The 20941-nt window shown below is 70.6% G+C and carries 21 protein-coding genes and 1 riboswitch; of the genes, 7 read left to right on the top strand and 14 right to left on the bottom strand.

Going from position 1 to position 20941, the window contains the following annotated elements; translation table 11 throughout:
• Window positions 1-12: 12 nt before the first annotated feature.
• Together ACH4U8_RS33480 and ACH4U8_RS33475 are read left to right on the top strand one after the other, a co-directional pair.
• Entirely contained in the window at window positions 13-1338 is a 1326-nt protein-coding gene (locus ACH4U8_RS33480) for a sensor histidine kinase (protein WP_360315754.1), read from the top strand.
• Window positions 1335-2003 (top strand): response regulator transcription factor, encoded by a 669-nt coding sequence (locus ACH4U8_RS33475; RefSeq protein WP_360315752.1) that lies wholly within the window; start codon window positions 1335-1337, stop codon window positions 2001-2003. The genes ACH4U8_RS33480 and ACH4U8_RS33475 overlap by 4 nt, the downstream gene beginning before the upstream one ends.
• Before the next feature lie 20 nt (window positions 2004-2023).
• Here ACH4U8_RS33475 and ACH4U8_RS33470 read toward each other — a convergent pair whose 3' ends face one another.
• The 4 genes from ACH4U8_RS33470 to ACH4U8_RS33455 all read right to left on the bottom strand — a co-directional run bounded on the left by ACH4U8_RS33470 (window position 2024) and on the right by ACH4U8_RS33455 (window position 5120).
• Complete coding sequence (locus tag ACH4U8_RS33470; RefSeq protein ID WP_360315750.1) at window positions 2024-2485, bottom strand: NUDIX hydrolase; 462 nt, start codon at window positions 2483-2485, stop codon at window positions 2024-2026.
• 100 nt (window positions 2486-2585) lie between these two features.
• Window positions 2586-3485 carry a LysR family transcriptional regulator gene (locus tag ACH4U8_RS33465; protein WP_379989311.1) on the bottom strand — a complete coding sequence of 300 codons (900 nt, stop codon included), beginning with the start codon at window positions 3483-3485 and terminating at the stop codon, window positions 2586-2588.
• 74 nt (window positions 3486-3559) lie between these two features.
• Window positions 3560-4681 carry a cystathionine gamma-lyase gene (locus tag ACH4U8_RS33460; RefSeq protein ID WP_395782223.1) on the bottom strand — a complete coding sequence of 374 codons (1122 nt, stop codon included), beginning with the start codon at window positions 4679-4681 and terminating at the stop codon, window positions 3560-3562.
• Window positions 4682-4742: 61 nt separating this feature from the next.
• Entirely contained in the window at window positions 4743-5120 is a 378-nt protein-coding gene (locus ACH4U8_RS33455; RefSeq protein WP_360315744.1) for a phage holin family protein, read from the bottom strand.
• 81 nt (window positions 5121-5201) lie between these two features.
• On the opposite strand from ACH4U8_RS33455, the gene ACH4U8_RS33450 reads away from it, so the two are divergent.
• From ACH4U8_RS33450 to thiC, 4 genes are all read left to right on the top strand, one after another.
• The gene (locus ACH4U8_RS33450; protein WP_360315742.1) at window positions 5202-5519 is read left to right on the top strand and encodes a cupin domain-containing protein; all 318 of its coding nucleotides are present in this window, start codon (window positions 5202-5204) and stop codon (window positions 5517-5519) included.
• Window positions 5520-5632: 113 nt separating this feature from the next.
• Window positions 5633-6298 carry a thiaminase II gene (gene tenA, locus ACH4U8_RS33445; protein ID WP_395782221.1) on the top strand — a complete coding sequence of 222 codons (666 nt, stop codon included), beginning with the start codon at window positions 5633-5635 and terminating at the stop codon, window positions 6296-6298.
• Window positions 6299-6429: 131 nt separating this feature from the next.
• Complete coding sequence (locus ACH4U8_RS33440; protein ID WP_360315738.1) at window positions 6430-6630, top strand: hypothetical protein; 201 nt, start codon at window positions 6430-6432, stop codon at window positions 6628-6630.
• Between the two features lie 51 nt (window positions 6631-6681).
• Window positions 6682-6790, top strand: a riboswitch (TPP riboswitch).
• Entirely contained in the window at window positions 6782-8566 is a 1785-nt protein-coding gene (gene thiC, locus ACH4U8_RS33435; protein ID WP_395782219.1) for a phosphomethylpyrimidine synthase ThiC, read from the top strand. Its footprint overlaps the riboswitch before it by 9 nt.
• A 77-nt stretch (window positions 8567-8643) precedes the next feature.
• Here thiC and ACH4U8_RS33430 read toward each other — a convergent pair whose 3' ends face one another.
• From ACH4U8_RS33430 to ACH4U8_RS33385, 10 genes are all read right to left on the bottom strand, one after another.
• Window positions 8644-9339 carry a response regulator transcription factor gene (locus tag ACH4U8_RS33430; RefSeq protein ID WP_360315734.1) on the bottom strand — a complete coding sequence of 232 codons (696 nt, stop codon included), beginning with the start codon at window positions 9337-9339 and terminating at the stop codon, window positions 8644-8646.
• The gene (locus ACH4U8_RS33425; RefSeq protein WP_395782217.1) at window positions 9336-10463 is read right to left on the bottom strand and encodes a sensor histidine kinase; all 1128 of its coding nucleotides are present in this window, start codon (window positions 10461-10463) and stop codon (window positions 9336-9338) included. The genes ACH4U8_RS33430 and ACH4U8_RS33425 overlap by 4 nt, the downstream gene beginning before the upstream one ends.
• A 6-nt stretch (window positions 10464-10469) precedes the next feature.
• Complete coding sequence (locus ACH4U8_RS33420; RefSeq protein ID WP_395782215.1) at window positions 10470-11189, bottom strand: ABC transporter permease; 720 nt, start codon at window positions 11187-11189, stop codon at window positions 10470-10472.
• A complete protein-coding gene (locus ACH4U8_RS33415; RefSeq protein WP_395782213.1) occupies window positions 11186-12106 on the bottom strand; it encodes an ABC transporter ATP-binding protein in 921 nt (306 codons plus the stop codon). Before ACH4U8_RS33415 ends, ACH4U8_RS33420 begins: the two co-directional genes overlap by 4 nt.
• Window positions 12107-12347: 241 nt before the next feature.
• Window positions 12348-13667: a transcriptional regulator gene (locus tag ACH4U8_RS33410; protein ID WP_395782211.1), complete on the bottom strand. Its 1320-nt coding sequence runs from the start codon at window positions 13665-13667 to the stop codon at window positions 12348-12350.
• Between the two features lie 807 nt (window positions 13668-14474).
• The gene (locus ACH4U8_RS33405; RefSeq protein WP_360315827.1) at window positions 14475-15860 is read right to left on the bottom strand and encodes an SPFH domain-containing protein; all 1386 of its coding nucleotides are present in this window, start codon (window positions 15858-15860) and stop codon (window positions 14475-14477) included.
• A gap of 239 nt (window positions 15861-16099) precedes the next feature.
• On the bottom strand, window positions 16100-16309 hold the full coding sequence (locus ACH4U8_RS33400) for a hypothetical protein (protein ID WP_360315824.1): 210 nt from the start codon (window positions 16307-16309) through the stop codon (window positions 16100-16102).
• Between the two features lie 80 nt (window positions 16310-16389).
• Window positions 16390-17013 (bottom strand): hypothetical protein, encoded by a 624-nt coding sequence (locus ACH4U8_RS33395; RefSeq protein ID WP_360315722.1) that lies wholly within the window; start codon window positions 17011-17013, stop codon window positions 16390-16392.
• 166 nt (window positions 17014-17179) lie between these two features.
• Window positions 17180-18109, bottom strand: coding sequence for a metallophosphoesterase family protein (locus tag ACH4U8_RS33390; protein WP_395782209.1), 930 nt, complete (start codon window positions 18107-18109; stop codon window positions 17180-17182).
• A gap of 231 nt (window positions 18110-18340) precedes the next feature.
• A complete protein-coding gene (locus ACH4U8_RS33385; protein ID WP_360315718.1) occupies window positions 18341-19360 on the bottom strand; it encodes a LacI family DNA-binding transcriptional regulator in 1020 nt (339 codons plus the stop codon).
• A gap of 246 nt (window positions 19361-19606) precedes the next feature.
• Between ACH4U8_RS33385 and hisC the strand changes: the two genes are divergently transcribed.
• Window positions 19607-20671 (top strand): histidinol-phosphate transaminase, encoded by a 1065-nt coding sequence (hisC, locus tag ACH4U8_RS33380; protein WP_379992128.1) that lies wholly within the window; start codon window positions 19607-19609, stop codon window positions 20669-20671.
• Window positions 20672-20941 lie beyond the last annotated feature (270 nt).

Here is a 20941-nt window from a genome sequence, read left to right as displayed (position 1 = left end):
GAGGGAGTAGGGATGGCCAAGGAAGGCCCCGCGCGAGTCGCCGTGCGGGGCCTTCCCGCGTCCGCGAGCGGTTCGCGCCAGAGCGAGTCGGGCGAGCCGCCCTCGTTCCTGCCGGTGCCCAAGGTCGTCGCGCGTTGGCTGCCCTGCCGCACGTGGGTCGGCGAGGTGCTGCTGGTCGCGCTGATGTTGCTGTGCGTGATCGGCGGTTCGCTCGGCGGGTCCACCAGGGAGCACAACACCGGGCACCCGAACGCGCTCAACCTGACCATCGCCGGCATCACCTGCCTGGTGTTGCTGGGTCGGCTGCGCTGGCCGCTCACGGTGCTGGCGCTGACCGAGGCGGGCCAGGTGTTCTACCTGGCCGCCGACGGCCTGGACGGGCCGATCCTGATCCCGACCATGGTCGCGCTGTACACGGTGGCCGCCAACGGGCAACTGCGCCGCTCGGTGCTGATCGCCTCGGCGGTCGCGGTGGTGCACACCGGGATGCGGATAGGTCTGACCCCGGACGGCTTCCTGTCCCCGGAGAAGTACCTCTCCGGGATCTGGATGTACCTGCCGGTCGCGATCGGCGAGGCGGTTCGCGCCAAGCGGGCCTACTGGGCGGAGGTACAGGCCCGGCTGGCCCGCGCCGAGCACGAGCGCGAGGACGAGGCCCGCCGCCGGGTCACCGCCGAACGCATGCGGATCGCCCGCGAGCTGCACGACGTGGTCGCGCACAGCATCGCGATGATCAACATCCAGGCGGGCGTGGCCGCGCACGTGATCGACCGGGACGTGCCGCAGGCCAGGGAGGCGCTCGTGCACATCAAGGTGGCCAGCCGGGACGCGCTGGCCGAGCTGCGCACCACGCTGGGTGTACTGCGCCAGGACGGCGACAACGACCTGCCCACCGAGCCGACCCCGGGCGTCGAGGACGTGGACGCCCTGGTGGCGTCCTATCGCAACGCGGGCCTGCCGGTGCTCCTGGAGGAGTCCGGCGACGCGCGGACCCCGTCCGCGCCGGTCGGCCTCGCGCTCTACCGGATCGTCCAGGAGTCGCTCACCAACGCGATGAAGCACGGCGGCGACGGCGCGTCGGCGATCGTGCGGGTGGTCTACGGCGAACACGCGGTGGAGGTGGACGTGCTCGACGACGGTCGGGGCAATCCCAAGACGAAACCGGGCAAGCAGGCCGACGGCACCGGACACGGGTTGCTCGGCATGCGGGAACGGGCGGTCGCCGTGGGCGGTTCGCTCGCGGTGGGTCCCGGCCCGCACGGCGGCTTTTCGGTACACGCGGTGTTGCCGCACCACAAGGACGCGCTGCTCGCGCGTCGAAACGGAGATTCCTCATGACGGTGCGCGTACTGATCGCGGACGACCAGTTGCTGGTCCGGTCGGGCTTCAAGGTGCTGGTCGGCAGCGACCCCGGGTTGGAGGTGGTCGGCGAGGCGGCGAACGGCGCCGAGGCCCTGGCCCTGGCCCTGGAGACCCGCCCCGACGTGGTCCTGATGGACATCCGGATGCCCGGCATGGACGGCCTGGAGGCCACCCGCCGGATCGTCCGCGACGACGACCTCGCGGGGGTGCGGGTGCTCGTGCTGACCACGTTCGAGGTCGACGAGTACGTCTTCGAGGCACTGCGCGCCGGGGCCAGCGGCTTCCTGGTCAAGGACACCGACCCCGAGGACCTGCTCAAGGCGATCAAGACCGTCGCCACCGGCGACGCGCTGCTCTCGCCGGGCGCCACCCGTGCGCTGGTGGCCCGCTTCCTGTCCCAGCCCGAGCCCAAGGTGGCCGCGCCGGATCGGCTGGAGGCGCTCACCGACCGCGAGCGCGAGGTGCTCTCGCTGGTCGCGGCCGGGATGAGCAACGACGAGATCGCCGAGCACCTGTTCGTCTCGCCGCTCACCGCCAAGACCCATGTCAGCCGGGCGATGGTCAAGCTCGGTGCCCGCGATCGGGCACAACTGGTGGTGATCGCGTACGAGTCGGGGATGGTCCGGCCGGGACGCGGCTGAGCACCGCGTCCCGGGATCCGCTAGCCCAGGTCGTTGGCGAGCAGGGTGTGGATGCCCTCGATGTTGGCCCGCAGGTAGGCGGCCAGGCTCGCCGGCACCAGGCCCACCGAGGCCAGCCCCGAGGGGGTGAAGGGCACCCGCACGATGTCGTACTCGCCGTTCGGCTCGTCCACCTCGGGGCCGTGCCGCAGCGCCGGGTCCATCGATTCGAGCCGGCACGCGAAGAAGTGCTGGACCTTGACCCCGCCGGGCTCGGGCACGGTGTCCACGAACGCGGGCACCGGCCGGCCGATCTTGCCGCCGAGTTCCTCGAACACCTCGCGGCGCAACCCCTCGGCCACCGTGGTGTCCTCGGGTTCGACGCCGCCGCCGGGGGTGATCCAGTACGGGGGGCTGCCCGGCTTGGTGCGTTTGATCAGCACCATCCGGTCCTCGTCGTCGAGCAGGATCGCGCGTGCCGTCCGCTTCACCACTGAACGCATCGTCGGTGCCCTCTGCTTTCTTGCCTGACGTTACCCCCGTCTGAAGTCTCCCTTTCCGGTCGGACGGGTGGTTTATGCCTGTGCGGCGCCACGTTCGGGATCACGACCAGCGCGCGGCGCGCGCGATCAGCTCGCCGTGCAGATGCGCGATGTGCGGTTGGCTCAAAGTGCCCTCCCGTACCGCGAGGAACATCGTGTGCAGCGGCGGCAGTTCGGGATCCAGCAGGGCGACCACCGCGCGCCGGTCCAGCGCCTCGGCGCACAGGTAGCGCGGCAGCACCGCGATCCCGTGCCCGGCGCTTACGCACTCCAGCACGGCCCGCAGGTCGGGCACGGTGACCGCCGCCGGCGCGGTGGGCTTCGCGTCGAACACGGTCGACCAGTAGCGCCGGATCAGCGGTTGTTCCTCGGCCTCGCCGACCAGCGGCACCCCCTCCAGCGCGGCCGGCCCCTGGGCCAGGATCCGGCTCTGCGGCAGCCGCGCGGCCCAGTGCGGCGCGCCGATCAGCACGTACTCCTCGTCGGTGAGCGGCGTGCCCACGATGCCGCGGGCCCGCGGTCGCACATCGGAGATCACCAGGTCGTGCCGGGCCGCCGCCAGGCCCGTGAGCAATACCTCGCCGGGGCCCAGGGTCACCCGTAACCGCAGGCCGCGCCGGACCAGGTCGGCCAACGAGGGCAACACGCGCAGCGCGGTCAGTTCGGTCGGGCCGCCCAGGTGCACGGTGCGCCGCAGCGGGTCCACCCCACGCACCTCGCGGGCCGCGATCTCCTCGATCGCGTCCAGGTGCGGTGCGAGCCGGCGGGCGAGTTCGTCGGCGGGGCCGGTGGGCGCCACGCCGCGCGGCAGCCGCTCGAACAACTGTTTGCCGACCTGCTTTTCCAGGGTGCGGATCTGCGCGGTTATCGCCGGCTGCGAGAGCCCGAGCGACGCGGAGGCCCGGGTGAAGGAACCCGCGCGATGTACGGCCAGGAAAGTGCGCAACAGCGTCAGGTCCACGGGTCCCCCGTCTCGTGTCCCCCGACCACTCCCGAGAGTCGGGGACCTCACGTGATCTTGCCCGAAGTCGCAGGTCAGCCCGGGGAGGTGGAGTCCAGGGCGTGCAGGATGTCCGCGACGAGATCCGCGGTGTCCTCGCAACCGGCCGAGAACCTGACGAATCCCTCCGGTACATCGTTGCCGGCCCAGCGTGCGCGTCGTTCGGCCATGCTGTGCACCCCACCGAAGCTGGTGGCGTCGGCGACCAGTTCGAGCGCACCCAGGAACCGGCGAGCGGTGTCCGCGTCGGCGAGCGTGAAGCCCACGACACAGCCGAACCGCCGCATCCCGCGGGTGGCCACATCGTAGGCCGGATCGCCTTCGAGCGCGGGATGGCGCACGTTCGCGACGTCGGTGCGTTCGCGCAGTGCCCGGGCGATCGCCAGCGCGTTGATCGCCTGCCGGTCCACCCGCAACTGGAGGGTGGACAACGACCGATGGGCCAACCAGGCCTCCATCGGCCCGGGGACCGCGCCGGTGAGCGAGCGCCAGGAACGCACCCGGGCGGCGAGTTCGGCGCTCGCGCAGGCGACGTAGCCGAGCAGTACGTCGCTGTGCCCGGTCAGCGCCTTGGTGCCGCTCGCCGCCGAGATGTCGGCGCCGAGCGCGAGCGGGAGTTGGCCCAGCGGGGTGGCCAGGGTGTTGTCGACGGCGACCAGGGCGCCCCGCGCGTGGGCGAGCGTCGCGATCCGCTCGATGTCGCACACGTCCAGCCCCGGGTTGCTCGGCGTCTCCAACCACACCAGGTCGGCGCCGGTCAGGGCCTGCTCCAGGTCGGCGTCGGCGGTCGGCACCAGCCGTACGGTGATCCCGCGGGCGGCGAGGTGCTCGCCGACCGCGCGGGTGGCCGGGTAGCCGTCCGACGGCAGCACCACCACATCGCCCGGAGCGGTCAGGCCGAGCAGCACGGCCGAGACGGCGGCCATCCCGGACGCGAAGGTGACGGTGTCGGCGGCCCCCTCCAGCGCGCCGATCGCCTCCTCCAGGCCGACCCAGGTCGGGTTCGCGTAACGCCCGTACTGGTAGGGACCTTTCACCTCGCCGGGCAGGTGGTACGTGCCGGCGAAGACCGGTCCGGGCAGGAAGGGGTCGCCCGGCGCGTGGCCCGGGTTGCCGGCCCGGACCGCCCGGGTTCCGTCGCTCCATTCGGCCGACATCACGACTCCTTCGCTGCCTGTTTCACGTGAAACGTGGTCCGAGCCCATCACCGCGTGGCCGTCAGTCGCGGTCCAGGATCATGCTCAGGAACCAGCTCACCAGACCGATGACCAGCGCGCCGAGCAGGGCGGGCCAGAAGCCGTCGATGTGGAAGTCGAGATCCAGCTTGTTGGCGATCGCCTCGGTCAGCCACAACATCAGCGCGTTGATCACGAACGTGATCAGGCCCAGGGTCAGCACGAACAGGGGCAGTGAGAACAGCTTCACCACCGGTTTGATGATGGCGTTGACGACGCCGAAGATGAGGGCGACGAAAAGTATCGTCTTGGCCTTGGTGCCGGCCGAGGCGCCGTCGGCGAGATCGATTCCGGACACGACCCAGCTGGCGAACCAGATGGCCAGTGCGTTGGCAACCAGTTTGATGAGCAGGCTTTTCATATCTTGATGCTGGCATCCGGGTGGTCCCTCCCGCTTGAGCCTCGGCAGAAAGTGTGTCCGTGTCGGTAAGGAGTTGGTCACATGAAGGTCTTTCGGCTCGATGATCTGGACGCGGAGCGCGCGTTCGAGAACGGTGCGTACCTGAAGTTCCTCAGCGAGCGGAACTTCTCGATGGGCCTGTACGCGCTCGAACCCGGCGAGACCGACACCCAGAAGCCGCACGGCCAGGACGAGGCGTACGTGGTGATCAGCGGTCGGGCCACGCTGACCGTCGGCGAGGAGTCCACCGCCGTGGCGCGCGGCAGCGTCGTCTACGTACCGGCGCAGGTGCCGCACCGCTTCCATCGAATCACCGAACCGCTGCGGGTCCTGGTGTTCTTCTCGCCGCCGGAGGGGTGAGCGGGCGGGTACGGCGTCGGGCGCGCCTGTGGGCGGCCCGGACCCGTGTACGACAATCGGACCTTGGGATCCAGTGATCGGATCTCGGGATCCGACGACCGGGAGTACACCTGATGGCGCTGCGCGACGAACTCTGGGCTGCGATCGAGGACGTCTACGCGGCGATCCTGGACCACCCGTTCATCCACGGACTGACCGACGGCACGTTGCCGCGCGAGGCGTTTCGGCACTACGTCGTGCAGGACTCGCACTACCTGCGCGATTACGCCAAGGCGCTCGCGGTGTGCGCGGCCAAGGCGCCGGACGAGGCGACGACCGTGCAGTTCGCGAGCGACGCGGCCGGCGCGATCGCCGCCGAGCGTTCGCTGCACGAGGGCTTCATGGTCGACTTCGGCAGCTCGGTGGCCGACGCCACCGCGACCGAACCGGTGTTGCCGAGTACCCGGGCGTACGTCAGCTACCTGCTCGCCACCGTGCACAACGGCTCCTTCGCCGAGGGCGTCGCGGCGGTGCTGCCCTGCTACTGGATCTACGCCCGAGTGGGTGACGCCCTGCTGGCCAAGGGCTCGCCCGACGAGTTGTACGAGCGCTGGATCGCCACCTACGGCGCCGAGGACTTCCAGGCGACGGTGCGCGCGGTGCTCGATCTGGTCGACCGCGTCGGCGAGGACCTCTCGGCGACCGAGCGGGCCCGGATGGTCGAGCACTTCACCACCACGGCGCGCTACGAGTGGATGTTCTGGGACGCCGCGTGGCGCGGCGAGCGCTGGCCGGTCTGAGCCCGTCCGGGCCGGTCCGGGCGCATCCGGCCGGCCCGGAACCGCCTGCCCGGATACGACGTGTCCTCCCGGGGAATGTGCTCCCCGGATGTGCACGTCTCGCGTGGGTTCGCGTGACTGGGGGTTGGACGATGGAGACATGGCCGCGCTGGGTGCGCATCGGCGTACCCGCGCTCGTACTGGTGCTGCTGTGCTGGTTGCTGATCTGGCTGTTCTCGGCCTTCCTGTGGGTCATCGTCAAGGGCGTGGTCGGGCTGTGCGTCACGGTCGGGATGGTCGTGCTCGCCCGCACCGCGGTGGTCGGCCGAAACCCGCGCGACCCGCTCGGCTGAACCCGGCGCTGGTCGTGCGGCCGGGGGTGTGCCAGGGTGGGGGCGCACCACACGGAGATACACGGGAGCTCGGGGCACCGGGCTGAGAGGGCGCTGAGGCCGCGCCGACCGCAGAACCTGACCGGGTAATGCCGGCGTAGGGAGCCTTTCCATGACCTCGCACGACACTTCGCTGCCCGCTGCCCCGTCGGCCGACCCGGTCGGCGCGCACACGGTCACCAGCGGACCGATCACCCCCGCCCACCACCGCGGTTACGTCGCCGGATCACGCGAGGATCTGCGTGTTCCGGTACGCACGGTGCATCTGACCAACGGCGAGACGGTTCGCCTCTACGACACCTCGGGCCCGTACACCGACCCGGCCTTCGAGGTGGATGTGCGCCGCGGCCTGCCCGCGCTGCGTGCGGCCTGGATCGAGGAGCGCGGCGACACCGTGCGCTACGACGGCCGGATCGGGGCGCTGACGCCGGCCGGGTTCGCGGTGCCCGGTGCCGGGGCCCGACCCAGGCGCGCGTCCGGCTCCGAGGCGGTGACCCAACTCGCCTACGCGCGACGCGGGCTGGTCACCCCGGAGATGGAGTTCGTGGCGATCCGCGAGGGTCTGGCGCCCGAGCTGGTCCGGGACGAGATCGCCGCCGGACGGGCGGTGTTGCCCGCGAACGTCAACCACCCCGAGATCGAGCCGATGGTGATCGGCAAGAACTTCCTGGTCAAGGTCAACGCGAACATCGGCAACTCCGCGGTGACCTCCTCGATCGAGGAGGAGACCGACAAGCTGGTGTGGGCGATCCGGTGGGGCGCGGACACCGTGATGGACCTGTCCACCGGCAAGGACATCCACACCACCCGCGAGTGGATCGTGCGCAATTCGCCGGTCCCGATCGGCACGGTGCCGCTCTACCAGGCGCTGGAGAAGGTGAACGGCAAGCCCGAGGAACTCACCTGGGAGCTCTACCGGGACACCGTGATCGAGCAGTGCGAGCAGGGCGTGGACTACATGACGGTGCATGCCGGCGTGTTGCTGCGCTACGTGCCGCTGACCGCCCGGCGCAAGACCGGGATCGTCTCGCGGGGCGGTTCGATCATGGCCGCGTGGTGCCTGGCCCATCACCGGGAGAACTTCCTCTACACGCACTTCGCCGAGCTGACCGAAATCCTGCGCGCGTACGACGTGACCTACTCGCTCGGCGACGGACTGCGTCCGGGCTCGATCGCGGACGCCAACGACGCGGCGCAGTTCGCCGAGTTGGAGACGCTGGGCGAACTGGGCCGGATCTCCCGGTCGATGGACGTGCAGGTGATGATCGAGGGGCCGGGCCATGTGCCGATGCACAAGATCAAGGAGAACGTCGACCTCCAGCAACGCATCTGCGACGAGGCGCCGTTCTACACGCTCGGCCCGCTGACCACGGACGTCGCGCCCGGCTACGACCACATCACCTCGGCGATCGGCGCGGCGATGATCGGCATGTGGGGCACCGCGATGCTCTGCTACGTGACGCCGAAGGAGCACCTGGGCCTGCCCGACCGGGACGACGTCAAGGCGGGCGTGATCGCCTACCGGATCGCGGCCCACGCGGCGGACCTGGCCAAGGGCCATCCGGGCGCACAGGCGTGGGACGACGCGCTCTCCGACGCCCGCTTCGAGTTCCGTTGGCAGGATCAGTTCGACCTGGCGATGGACCCGGACACCGCACGGGCCTACCACGACGCGACGCTCCCGGCGGAGCCGGCCAAGACGGCCCACTTCTGCTCGATGTGTGGGCCGAAGTTTTGCAGCATGCGGATCTCTCACGACATCCGGGCGGAGCACGGCGACGGGGCCGCTGCGGCTGCGGCCGGGGCGGCCGAGGTGGATGCCGAGGCCGGGATGCGGGCCAAGTCGGCGGAGTTCGCCGCCGCGGGCAACCGGGTCTATCTGCCGCTGGCCGACTGACGTTTGCGTGCGCGACGACGTCCCGGGAGCAGGGTGGTCCCGGGACGTCGTCGGGCCGGTGCGGACGGGTCTGGTGGTCAGGCCGGTCCGGGCGGGCCGCCCTCGCCGGCGACGATGACGCCGTGCTCGTAGGCGAACACCACCGCCTGGGCCCGATCGCGCAGGCCCAGTTTGGCGAACATGCTGCCCACGTGGCTCTTCACGGTCGCCTCGGTGACCACCAGGTGGGCGGCGATCTCGCTGTTGGAGAGGCCGCGGGCGACCAGGAACAGGGCCTCTCGTTCGCGCGGGGTCAGGGCCGCCAGGAGCGCCGGCGGGGACCGGAGCGGTTCGGTACGGGCGGCGAAGTTCTCGATCAGGCGCCGGGTGATCGAGGGCGAGAGCAGTGCCTCCCCGGCGTGGACCACCTGGATCGCCTCCACCAGGCGGGCGCGGGAGGCGTCCTTGAGCAGGAATCCCGCGGCGCCCGCCCGCAACGCGCCGAAGACGTACTCGTCCAGGTCGAACGTGGTGAGGATGAGCACGCGCGGGGGCGGTGAGATGCCCTCGGCGTGCAATCGGGCGGTGGCCTCGACGCCGTCCATGCGTGGCATCCGGATGTCCATGAGGATCACGTCCGGGCGCAGGGCGGCGGCCAGTTCGACCGCCTCGTCGCCGTCCTCGGCCTCGCCGACGACGACCATGTCGTCCTGGGTCTGGAGGAACAGGCGCAGGCCGGTTCGGATCAGCTCCTGGTCGTCGACGATCAGCAGGCGGATGCTCCGGGCGCTCATGTGGGGTCCCCCAGGGGAAGCCGGGCCGCGACCCGGAACCCGCCGTCCGTGCCGGGCCGGGCCTCCAGCTCGCCGCCGAGGACGCCGATCCGCTCGCGCATGCCGACGATGCCGTGTCCACCCGAGGAGGGTTCGGATACCGGCTCGCCGTCGTTGACGACCGCGACGTGCAGGTGGGTACGGCCGAAGTCGAGGGTCACCGCGACGTGGGTGGGCCGGGCGTGCTTGAGCACGTTGGTCAGTGCCTCCTCGACGATGCGGTACACCGACAACTCGACGCCGCCTGCGAGCGGTCGGGACGTGCCGGTGATCTCCAGGCGCGCCGGCAGCCCGGCCTCACCGTACGAGGCGACCAGCGTGGGCAGTTGGGCCAGCGAGGGCTGCGGGCGCATCCGAACTCCCTGGTCCGGCTCGCGCAGCAGCAGCAACATCCGGCGCAACTCCGCCAGGCTCTGCTCGGCGTTGGTCTCGACCCGCTCCAGCGTGTCGTCGGCCACGTCGGGCGCGGTGCGCAGCACGTCGCGCGCGCCCCGTACGCCCACCAGCGTCACGGTGACCGAGTGGGCGATGATGTCGTGCAGTTCGCGGGCGATCGCGGCGCGCTCGCGCTGGGCCGCGATGATCGAGAGTTGCTCGTGCTCGCGCTCCAGGTGGGCCGCGCGTTCCTCCAGTGCGGCGGTGTAGCGGCGCCGGGTCTGCGCGTAGGCGCCCAGGGCCCAAGCGCCGACGGTGACGGGAAACGAGCTGATGTCCGCCACCATCAGGAACAGCGCCGTCGGCACGAGGGCGGCCACCGACAGTCGTCGCTCGCGCAGTTCGGCGACGGTGTAGAGGGCCACCAATGCCGGTGCCCCGCCGGGATTGCCGCCGGTTGCCGCGAGCAGCGCCTCTACTGCGCAGACGGCCGGCAGCACGGTGAGCGTCGCGCGCCGTCGGGCGAGCAGAAGCACACCGGTGCAGGCGACGAGTACGACGAGGTGCGGCCGGACGGGTGTCGAGTCGTCGAAGGTCAGACTGAGTTCGACGATGGTGGTCACCACCGCGACGATGGCGTCCAGTACCGCGGAGCGGCGCGCGTGGATCCACTGGCGCGCCGCTCGTGCCGGTCGGGATATCGCGTACATGTCGGGTTACGCCAGGTCGCGCCGACGTTCGCCGGCGACGGCGGCGACAACCAGCACGATTGCCCAGGCGCTCAGCACCAGCGCGGCGGCACCCGGCGACAACGTCGTGTGGTGCGTCGAGCGGACCAGCACGGCGGCGGCTCCGAACGGCGTGTAGTTGGCGGTGGATTCGGCGACGCCGGCGATCAGCGGGAGTACCGCGAAGTTCACCAGCAACACCACGACCACCCCCACGACCGGACTGCGCACCATCGCGCCGACGGCGGCACCCATGATCGCAGACAGCACGAAGGCGGCCAGATTGCCTGCGGCGACCGAGGTGACCTCGCCGGGGGTGAGGTCGGCTCCCGGGTGGTCGGCGAGCAGCGGCAGGGCGAGCGCGACCGAGACGGCGACCAGCAGTGCGCCGATCAGCAGACCGGTCAGCGCGTAGGTGCCGATCCTGGCGAGCAGGAGTGCGCCGCGGTCGCGCCGGGCCACCAGCGCGGCCGGTGCGGCGGTGCGGTGGCGGTACTCGCCGGCCGCACCGACGAGTCCCCACAACATCAACAGGACCGGCAGCCCGGACAGGGCCTCCTCCTTCTCGGCCACCTCGTCCAGCCGGCCCGACGCCAAGGCGATGATCACCACGTTGAGCACGGTGTATGCGACTCCGCCGGCGACGAAGGCGTGGATCGAGCGGGTGGTGCGGGTCTTGAGCAACTCGCCTCGCAGTAGCCGGTTCATGCGCGTCGGCCCTCCGTCCGAGTTTCGCTCGGAACTTCGGTCAGGTCGAAGAACACGTCCTCCAGGGATGCGGTCCGCGAGGTGATCTCCTCCAGCGGGATGCGTTCGCGCAGGGCCAGGCGGGCGACCTCCGCGGCCGGGAGTGCCTCGATCCACAGGCCGCCGGCGGCTGCGGGCCGGACGCGTCCGCCGGCGCTTTCGACCAGTGCCGAGAGCCGCTCGGGTTCGGGGGTCCGTACCGAGAGGGCGCCCTGTGCGAGATCGCCGATCGGGCCGGTGTGGACCAGGCGCCCCTTGTCGATGACGACGACGTCGTCGACCGTCTGCGCGGCCTCGCCGAGCATGTGGCTGGAGAGCAGGGTGGTGCGACCGCGCGCGGCGCGTTCGCGCAGGAGCGTGCGCAGGTGGCGGATGGCCTGGGGGTCCAGGCCGTTCACCGGTTCGTCCAGGACGAGGACCTCCGGATCGCCGAGCAACGCCGTTGCCAGTCCCAGACGTTGTCGCATGCCCAACGAGTACTTGCCGACCCGCCGTCCGGCGGCCTGCTCCAGTCCGACGGTCTCCAGTACCTCGTCGACCCGGGCGGCCGGCAGTCCGGCCAGAAGGGCCAGGGCCCGAAGGTGGGCGCGGGCGGTCCGGCCGGGATGGGCCCCACACGGCTCGATGTGCACACCCAGTGCCCGGGCGTCGGAGGGCACCGGGCCACCCTGGAAGGACACGTGACCGGCGGTGGGTCGGGCCAGCCCGACGATCGTCTTCAACACGGTCGTCTTGCCCGCGCCGTTGGGACCGAAGAACCCGGTCACCACGCCCGCCCGCACGGTGAAGGAGAGGTCGTCGACCACTGTCGTCCGGCCGTAACGCTTGGTCAGCTCGTGGACCGCGATCGCTGCGGTGTGTGATGGCGCCGATGTCATGCGGAAAGCATCGATGCCCCCGATCTCCCGGTCTTCAGCCAAAGGATCAAACCCGACTTGCCACTTGAGGAGGAGTGGGAAGCCGGGGATCCCTGGTGCGCCGTACCGAGTCGATCGGGTTCCGGGACGGGAGAGCCGTTCCGCAGGCGATAGAGACGCCGGATGTGAGCGTTGACCAACAGTTCGTCGTCGGCGCGGTGGATGCTGTTGTAGAGCGTGCTTGCGTTGGATGTGGGCCCGATCAAGTGGTTGTGGTTTGGGAGAGCTTCAATTCCTCGTATGCCGACCTGAGGTCCGCAGCTTCCGGGAGGCGGTGGCTTTCGATCGCTTTCACGACTTCGAGGGCTCGCCAATGGCTGGAGGGCACGACGTGCTTGGAGTGGATTGCCCGCCCGGCCACGTCGCATGCCTCGTCGAGGTGGTCGTGGGTGAGCAGGATCAGGGCCAGATCGAGATGTGCCACTGCGGCCCGGCGGGTCAATCTCGCGCCCGGGGCAGGGGCGAGCCGGGCGATCACCTCTCGGGCGTAGTCCTCGGCAGCCGGATCACCCAGCCAGGAGAGCGTGGTCGCGGTATACGACGTCGATTTGTCGGGATCGTAGTGGTAGTGATGCTCCGGATGGTTCGTCGCCGGCAGGTGCGATACGAAGCCGTGGACTTGCGCTATCGAGTCGTAGGTGTCCCGTGACCGACCCAGTCGGGCATATGCCCGGCCTTCTTGGGCGGTTGCCTGGATGGCCACCGAACTCCCTTTGGGGGCAAGGCTTCGAGCCGCACCGGACAGTGTCAGGGACCGCGCGTAGTCCCCCTGCACAAGAGCCCTCCAGGCATCGGTCTCGTAGCACCAAGCCTCAAGCTCGGGCCGATCGGCCTGCTTGGCCAGATCCACGGCAGTCCTCAAACCGGCCGTCGCCGCACGCTGCCGACCGAGATCGATCTGTAGCGTTGCTCCCATCAGAGCAAGCCGTCCTCCGACGGTCACCAGTCGCCGATGCTCGGCCAGTGTCTTTCGCGCTTCGAAAAGATGCGTCGCGTAGGAAAGGTAGCGACGTGTCCGGACAAGGAGGTCGTGCGGGGGGACCTTGGAGTAGTCGACGGCCAAGGCGTCGAAGGCGTTTTCCAGGCGGATCAGTGTCTCGTCGCCCACGTCGCTCGCCGTAGCGCGACGGCCCAATTCCAGCGAATCCATTTCGTCGTCGATCGACGGGATTTCCATCGAGCGGACAGTCGGAACGGGCGTCGGCGTTTCACCGCGCAGAGCATCGCGGCGCGATTCCCACTCCCGGGGCGCGATGCCGACCATGAGTCCCGGCACGCGGAGGGCGTCGGAAATCTGGCGGATCTTCTCGACGGTGGTGATGCGCCCTTCCCCTCGGGCGAGTGTGCCGACCCGGTCGGGCTTGATGTCGCAGGCGTCGGCGATTTTTTGATAGCTGATCCCGCCGTACTTGCGCGCCAGCCGGAAGACCGTGCCGAAGTCGTGATCACGCAGGGCCTGGCGCACGTCATCGCGGTCGAGCACTCGGCGCGGTAGCGCGGTCGGCAGTACGTCACGGGTCACGACCGGTGACCCCCTGGTCCATGCTTCGTCACACTATGTGGCGAGTCTACCCATGGCAGGTACGCCTTCATGGGCTGATGACGGACATCTCGGCCGGCCATGCTCGTTGCATGGCCGGAACACAAACAGGACGAACGGGTCTGCGGCATGTGATCAGGCGGGAGCCGCCGCCGCTCCGCCAACACGGGCCCCGGCGGTTGTGGGACGAGGTTGCGGCGGCCTGGTCCTGGTGGAACTCGGTCGGACGCCCGGCCTTCGACACGTTCGGCCTCGACATCGATCCGGACGGCACTCAGACGGTGCGGTGCGGAGCGCCGGACGGCCCGTCGTGGCCCGTCTCCCTTGCGGGCTGACCCGGCCGGGCCCTGATGGCCGGTCGGCTGTCCGGGCCGGCCCGCCGGTTCGCGGGCCGCCCGGGGGCGCAGGGCCGGCCCCGGGGGCTCAGGCAACGAATGAGGTGATCGAGGGCGGTCGCCGGATGGCGCCGTTCGTTGTCCAGCAGCAGGGTTCGCGCGACGTGCTGGATGCGGGTCAACCGTTGGAACTCCTTGGGGCCGACTCCGACGGCCGGCGGGAAGCGCCGCTCCTGTGGAAGCCGCGCCGCGAGACCGCACCCCGACCCGGCCCCGACGGAGCCGGCCGCGCCCCGACCCCCCGCAGCCGCCCCGACCGCCCCCCGAAGCCGCGCCCGCGGCCGCAGGACCGCGCCCCGAAGCCGCGCCCGCCCAGCCCCGACAAAGCCGCCCGCAGCGGTGGCCGGACCCCACATCCACGGGTCCGGCCACCGCTGCGGAAGATGCGTCGCGGTCAGCTCTCCGAGTCCTTCGTGAGCCGAAGCTCCGGTTCCGGGGTCGGGTCGATCGGGTCGACCTCCACCTCGATGCGGACGGATTCCTTGGGCACAGCGTCCGTTGCGGGCTTGGCGCCATTGCCGTTGCCGTTGCCGCCCGCGAGGAGTTGGCGGGCGATGCCCAGGCCCGTGCCGCCCATCGTCAGGGCCTTGGCGAACAGGTCGCCCATGCCGTCGCCGCCGTTGAGCAGGACCATGTGGTCCACGTTGCCGAAGGCCTCGGCGCCGGCCCGGACGATCTCCGGCCAGTTCTCGGCTAGTTGCTGGGCGACGACCGCCTCCTGGTTCTCCGCCAGGGCCGCCGCGCGGGCCGCGATCGCGGCCGCCTCGGCGAGGCCCTTGGCCTTGGCCGCCTCGGCCTGTGCCTTGCCGGTCGCCAGGGTGGCCTCGGCGGCGGCCAGCCCGCGCACCTTGGTCGCCTCCGCGTCGGCGATCGCGGCCAGTTCGGTCTCCCGGGCACTCGCCTCGGCCGCCGAGATCCGCGCGTCGCGTTCGGCCTGGGCCCGGGTGCGGGTCTCGTACGCCTTCGCGTCGGCCGGCTTGCGCACGTCCGCCTGGAGCTGCTGCTCGCGCCGCATGGCCTCCAACTCGGCGACCCGGGTCTCCTGGACCACCACCTCCTGCTTGGCCGCGGCGTCCGCCAGCGGTCCCGCCTGGCGCGAGCGCGCGGTGGCCTCGTCCCGCTCGGCCTGGTAGCCGGCCTGCTGGATCTCGCTGTCCCGGGTGGCCTGGGCCATCCGCGCCTTGGCGTCCTGCTCGGCCTCGGTGGCCTTGCGGGTGGCCAGCGCCTCGGCGATCCGCGCGTCCCGGATCACCGCCGCGGTGTGCGGCGCGGCCATGTTCTTGATGTAGCCGGTCGGATCCTCGATCTCCTGGATCTGCAGGCTGTCCACGATCAGCCCGAGCTTCTCCATGTCCGACCCGGACGCCGCGCGCACGTGCGCGGTGAGCTTCTCCCGGTCACGGATCATGTCCTCGACGGTCAACCCGCCGACGATCGAACGCAGATGACCGGCCAGCACCTTGCGGACCCGGGACTCCATCTGCTTCTGCTGGTCCAGGAAACGGCGGGCCGCGTTGGCGATCGAGACGTAGTCGTCGCCGATCTTGAAGATCACCACGCTCTGCACCCGCAGCGGGATGCCCTGGGTGGTGACACATTCGACCGAGAGTTCCGCTTCGTTCAGGTCGAGCGAGAGCTTGCGCACCGCCTGCACGAACGGCAGCACCAGGGTGCCGCGCCCGGTGACGATACGAAATCCCATGCCCTCGCCCAGGCCCTCGGTGTGGTGCCGGGAGCCGGAGATGACGAGCGCCTCGTTGGGCTCGGCGACGCGCCACATGAGTTTGAAGACCACGATCAGGACCACGAGCAGACCGAGCACGGCGAGCACGGTATAGAGCACGGAACATTCCCCCTTTGGCCTGTTCCCGGAGTGTCCTCGCCATCGGTGGACCCGCCAAGAGGGAGCTCCCCAGCGGCGTGCCGGGCACCGAAGCGGGAGCCCCCACCGGCGTGAAACACACCGAACCGGGAGCTCCCACAAGGCTGTTCGTCCGTACGGGCCCGCCCCGCGCAACGTCAGCCGAAGGCCGACGCCACGTACACCGTGCGCGGCGGCAGGTATTCCACGATCACCACCAACGACCCCACCGCGTGTTCCTCGCCGGGCAATGCCGAGTACGCGAGGAAAGCCTCCACCCCACCGCGCACCTCGATCATGACCTCGCCCACCAGCCCGGGACCGATTCCCCCGGTGACCTTCCCGCGTTTGCCGACCATGTCGCCCATTGTGTGGCCCAACCGGATCCCGACGGCGTGATCCGGTCCTCCCGCCCCCGGTGGGCGGGAGGACCGGCGCCGATCGTCGGTCAGCCGAGGAGGGTGGTGCCCTCGTCGGATGCCTCGCGCAGACGCGAGCGCATGAACGGCAGGATGCCCCGGTGCAGGATCGCCCGACGCCATTCCTCGCGCGCCAGATGCATCTCGATCTCGCCGATCGGCCGGGCCCGATTGCGCGCGGCCACCGCCAACATCGCGAGTCCCCCGATCGCCGCCGCCCCGAGCGAGATGCCCACGGCCGCCAGCGAGGCGAGTTGCATCGTGTGCTGCATGGACGAGTCGTCCACCGTGAGCGGCAACAACACGTAGCCCACGATCAGGAAGACGACCGCCGAGATGCCGGCCACGATCACCGCCATCGCGGTGGCGAGCGCGAACCAGCCGAAGCTCTCGCCGACCTCGATCATCGATGCGCCGAAGTCCTGCCGGACTCCCGCCTCGAAACGTTGCTCTGTACGTTCGTAGCGGTCGTACTCGTCGCGTGCCGCGTCCGCGATCGACGGGGTCGCGTCCAACGTGGCCGTCCGCAACTGCTCGACGTTCAGGTTGGGTACCGCCGCAAGACCGGAGAGGGTCTCCTCCAGGTGCAGCGCGTCATCGACGAACTGCTCGTACTGACGGCGGTGCTCGTCACTTCCAAACCAGTGTTGCATCGGATCCCCCGAATGAGGCCGCGCGGGCGTTTCCCGCGTCCGCCGGGCCCGTCAGGGGACCCGTGCAAGCTGTCGGTGGATCAACGACCCGCAAAAGCACCTGACGGTGTCGAGGCGGATACCAGTGATGATAAGGTGCGCCCCCGGCTTTTGGGCAGGGAGTTCCCTACGACTGGGGCTCTTCGCCGAGGTCGCCCAGGTCGTATTCACGACCCTGCGTCTCCTCCAACGCGCTGGGCAGCAGGCCCGACGAGGCGCCGGTCAGCGGCAGGCGCGCGACCAGACACGGGCCGCCCAGATAGATGCCGCCGTCCAGGTTGATCACCTGTCCGTCCGCGTACACGCGCGGCTCGACGATCGTCGAGGGGTCCTCGCCCGTCTGGTACGGGATGGGGGTGTGACCGTGCACGATCCGCCGGCCGCCCAGCTCGCTGAGCAGGTCGGCCGCCGCGTACGGGCCGACCTCGCCCATGAAGGCGCCGCGCCGGGTCAGGTTGCGGAACAGGTCCCACCACGCGAGCGGGTCCGGCTCGCGCAGTATGTCCGCGACCGCGCCGTCCACCTCCTCGATGGTGTCGCCGTATTCGAGGTAGGCGTTGCTGTCGGAGTGGATCAACAGGTGTCCGTCGACCACGGCCGCGACCGGCTGCGCGGCCAGCCAGTCGGCCTGTTCCTCGGTGAAGCGGTCCAGGTCGGACTGCATGCCGCCGTTGCGCAGCCAGATCTCGCGGAAGGTGGTCGACCCGCCGGCCACCGGCACCGGGTGGTCGCCGAAACGGAAGACGCCGAGCAGCAGGATCTCGTGGTTGCCGAGCAACATCCGGGTGCTGCCGCCGACCTCGGCCGACTCGCGGGCCAGCGCCATCGCCAGTTCGACCACGCCGATGCCGTCCGGACCACGATCGGTGAAGTCGCCCAGGAACCACAGCCGGGACCGGCCGCCGCACCAGTGCGCGTCCGCGTCGATCAGATCCCGGGCCCGCAGGGCGGCCTTGAGTTCCTCCAGATGACCGTGGACGTCGCCGACCACGTACAGCGGGGCGTCCTGCTCCGCTGCGGCGCCCATCGGGGCCGGTGTAGCCGAGACGTTGCTCACCAGAAGGTTCCTTTCTTCACGATCCGCACCACCGTACGGCGGCGATGCCGACACCCGTCGTGAACCAAGACGCACAACAGCCGGGTTCGGCTGCGGCTCACCCGGTCCGATTCGGATGATTCCTGGACCGTATCTCTCGTGCGGGCACGGCGGAACGGACCACGCTCAATTGTGCGTGCAGCCGCGACGGTCCCACCCGGCGCCCCCGAGCCCGGCCCGGGCGCGCGCCGGTCAGCGTCGAGTGGAGGAATCGCGCACGGACAACCGGGTGGGCACGGTGCGCTGGGCGGGCAGCAGCGGCCCCGCCCCGGCGTCCTCGATCACGCCCACCAGCAGTTCCACCGCCCACGCGCCGGCCAGCGCCGGTTGCAGGCTCAGCGAGGTCACCGACGGGTCGGCCCCTTCGCCGCAACAGGCCAACAGCAGGTCGTCGGGCACCCGCAACTCGCGGGCCCGGGCGGCGGCGAGCAGTTCGGCCGCACACCCCTCGTGCAGGCCGAACACCGCGTCCGGCGTGCGGTCGAGCAGGCGCGCCGCGGCGGCCCGACCGGCGCCGGGGGTGCGTGCCTCGTACTCCTCGGTGATCGGCGGCACGCCCCGGTCCGCACACCACGCGCGATAGCCGGCGATGCCCTTGCTCGCGCCCGGTCCGTCCGAGGCGGCCAGCAGCCCGATCCGGCCCGCGCCGGCCTGGGCGAGGTGGTCGAGCACACAGCGCACGGCCGCCACGTGGTCGTTGTCCACCCAGCCGTAGACCGGGGTGGAGCCCGGATGTCCGCCGCTGACCACCGGCACGCCGCGGCGCAACAATTCGTGCACGAGCGGATCGTCGTCCGTCGGGTCGACCACGATCGTGCCGTCGAGCGCCACGTTGCCCCACACGTCGTGCGGCGAGGAGGCGGGCAACACCACCAGCGCGTAGCCCAGATCCAGCGCGGTCGCGGTGGCCGAGCGGACCAACTCGGCGAACCAGGCGAATTCGGTCAGGGCGAACGGCTCGGTGGAACGCATCGTCGTGGTCAACCCGAGCAGCCCCGACCGACCGGTGCGCAACGTGCGGGCCGCGGCCGAGGGCCGATAGCCCAGCCGGTCCGCCACCTCGCGCACGTGCAGCCGAGTCGTGTCGGGCAGTCGGCCCTTGCCGTTGAGCGCGTCGGAGACCGTCGTGATCGACACCCCGGCAGCCGCTGCGACGTCCCGGATGCCCACCCGGATCCGCCGCCCCACACGCGGTACATCTGGCGCTGTCATCGTCCCGACAGTAGGCCGAATGCGCCGCCCTGGCCCGGTTCATGTCATTGCTTTACGAAGAAACGTATCGCCCCATACCTACCCCTGAACCTTCGGCGACTTCCTCGTCCGTACCGACGATCCCCTACCGGGCCGGCGGACCATAGAGTGAGACGACCGGGACGTGCGCCCAGGCACCCCGACCAGTATGCGAGGAGGACGGGCGTGACCCAGCACAACGCCCCAGGTACGGACGACAACGGCACGGTGCGGTTCCGCGCGGCCCTGGCCGGAGTCCCGGTCTACAAGGCGGGCCGCCCGCCGGTGGCCGCCGCGGGTCTGCCCGCGTACAAGCTCGCGTCCAACGAGAACCCGTACCCGCCGCTGCCCAGCGTGCACAAGGTGGTGGCCGAGGCGGTCGGCGAGATAAATCGCTACCCGGACCCGGCGAACGCGGAGTTGGCAAGGACGATCGCCGAGCGGTTCGGGGTGCCCGCGTCGCACATCGTGGCGGGCACCGGCTCGGTGACCGTGGCCCAGCAGTTGGTGAACGCGACGGCCGGCGAGGGTGACGAGGTCATCTACGCGTGGCGCTCGTTCGAGGCGTACCCGCTGCTGGTGCTGCTGGCGGGCGCGACGCCGGTGCAGATCCCGCTGCTCGCCGACGAGAGCCACGACCTGGACGCGATGGCCGCCGCGGTCACCGAGCGGACCCGGCTGATCTTCGTGTGCAACCCGAACAACCCCACCGGCACGGTGATCCACCGCGCCGAGCTGGAGCGCTTCCTGGACCGGGTGCCGCGCAACGTGCTGGTCGTACTGGACGAGGCGTACCGCGAGTTCATCCGGGACGAGCAGGTCCCGGACGGCGTGGACATCTACCGGGAGCGGCCCAACGTGGTGGTGCTGCGCACCTTCTCGAAGGCGTACGGCCTGGCCGGCCTGCGGGTGGGCTTCGCCATCGCGCACGAGGCGGTGGCCGACGAGCTGCGCAAGACCGGGATGCCGTTCTCGGTGAACCGGCTGGCCCAGGTGGCCGCGATCGCCTCGATCGGCGCCGAGGCCGAACTCCTGGAGCGGGTCGACGCGTTGGTCACCGAGCGGGAGCGGGTGCTGGAGACGCTGATCGGCCAGGGCTGGACGGTCTTCGACTCGCAGGCCAACTTCGTCTGGTTGCGGCTGGGCGAGCGCACCGAGGAGTTCGCCGCGCTGTGCGAGGCGGCCGGGGTCAGCGTCCGGCCGTTCGCGGGTGAGGGATGCCGGATCACCATCGGCGAGACCGAGGCGAACACGATCTTCCTGGAGCAGGCCGCGCGGTTCATGTCGGCCTAGGCCCCGGCTCCGGCAGCCCGTCCGACCGTCCGACCGCCCGGCGCCGGGCAGGTCCGGCGATCGTCGTCGTTTGGGTCCGTTCGGACCACTTCGAGCCCTCTCGGGTACCCCCCTCAAGGGGTGCCCGGGAGGGCTCGCTAGTGTTTGTGAACGGATGCACAAGCTCGACTTTGTGAACCCATTCACAAAGTATTGCCCGGTTCGATCGCAGATCCATCCCGGTTCATCCGGGTCTGTTCGACGGAGTGTCGGACGGTATGCGCGCCCGCA

Source organism: Embleya sp. NPDC020886 (assembly GCF_044333915.1).
GTDB lineage: Bacteria > Actinomycetota > Actinomycetes > Streptomycetales > Streptomycetaceae > Embleya.
The sequence above is the reverse complement of the archived record's forward strand: the minus strand, read 5'-3'. Positions and strand labels throughout refer to the sequence as shown.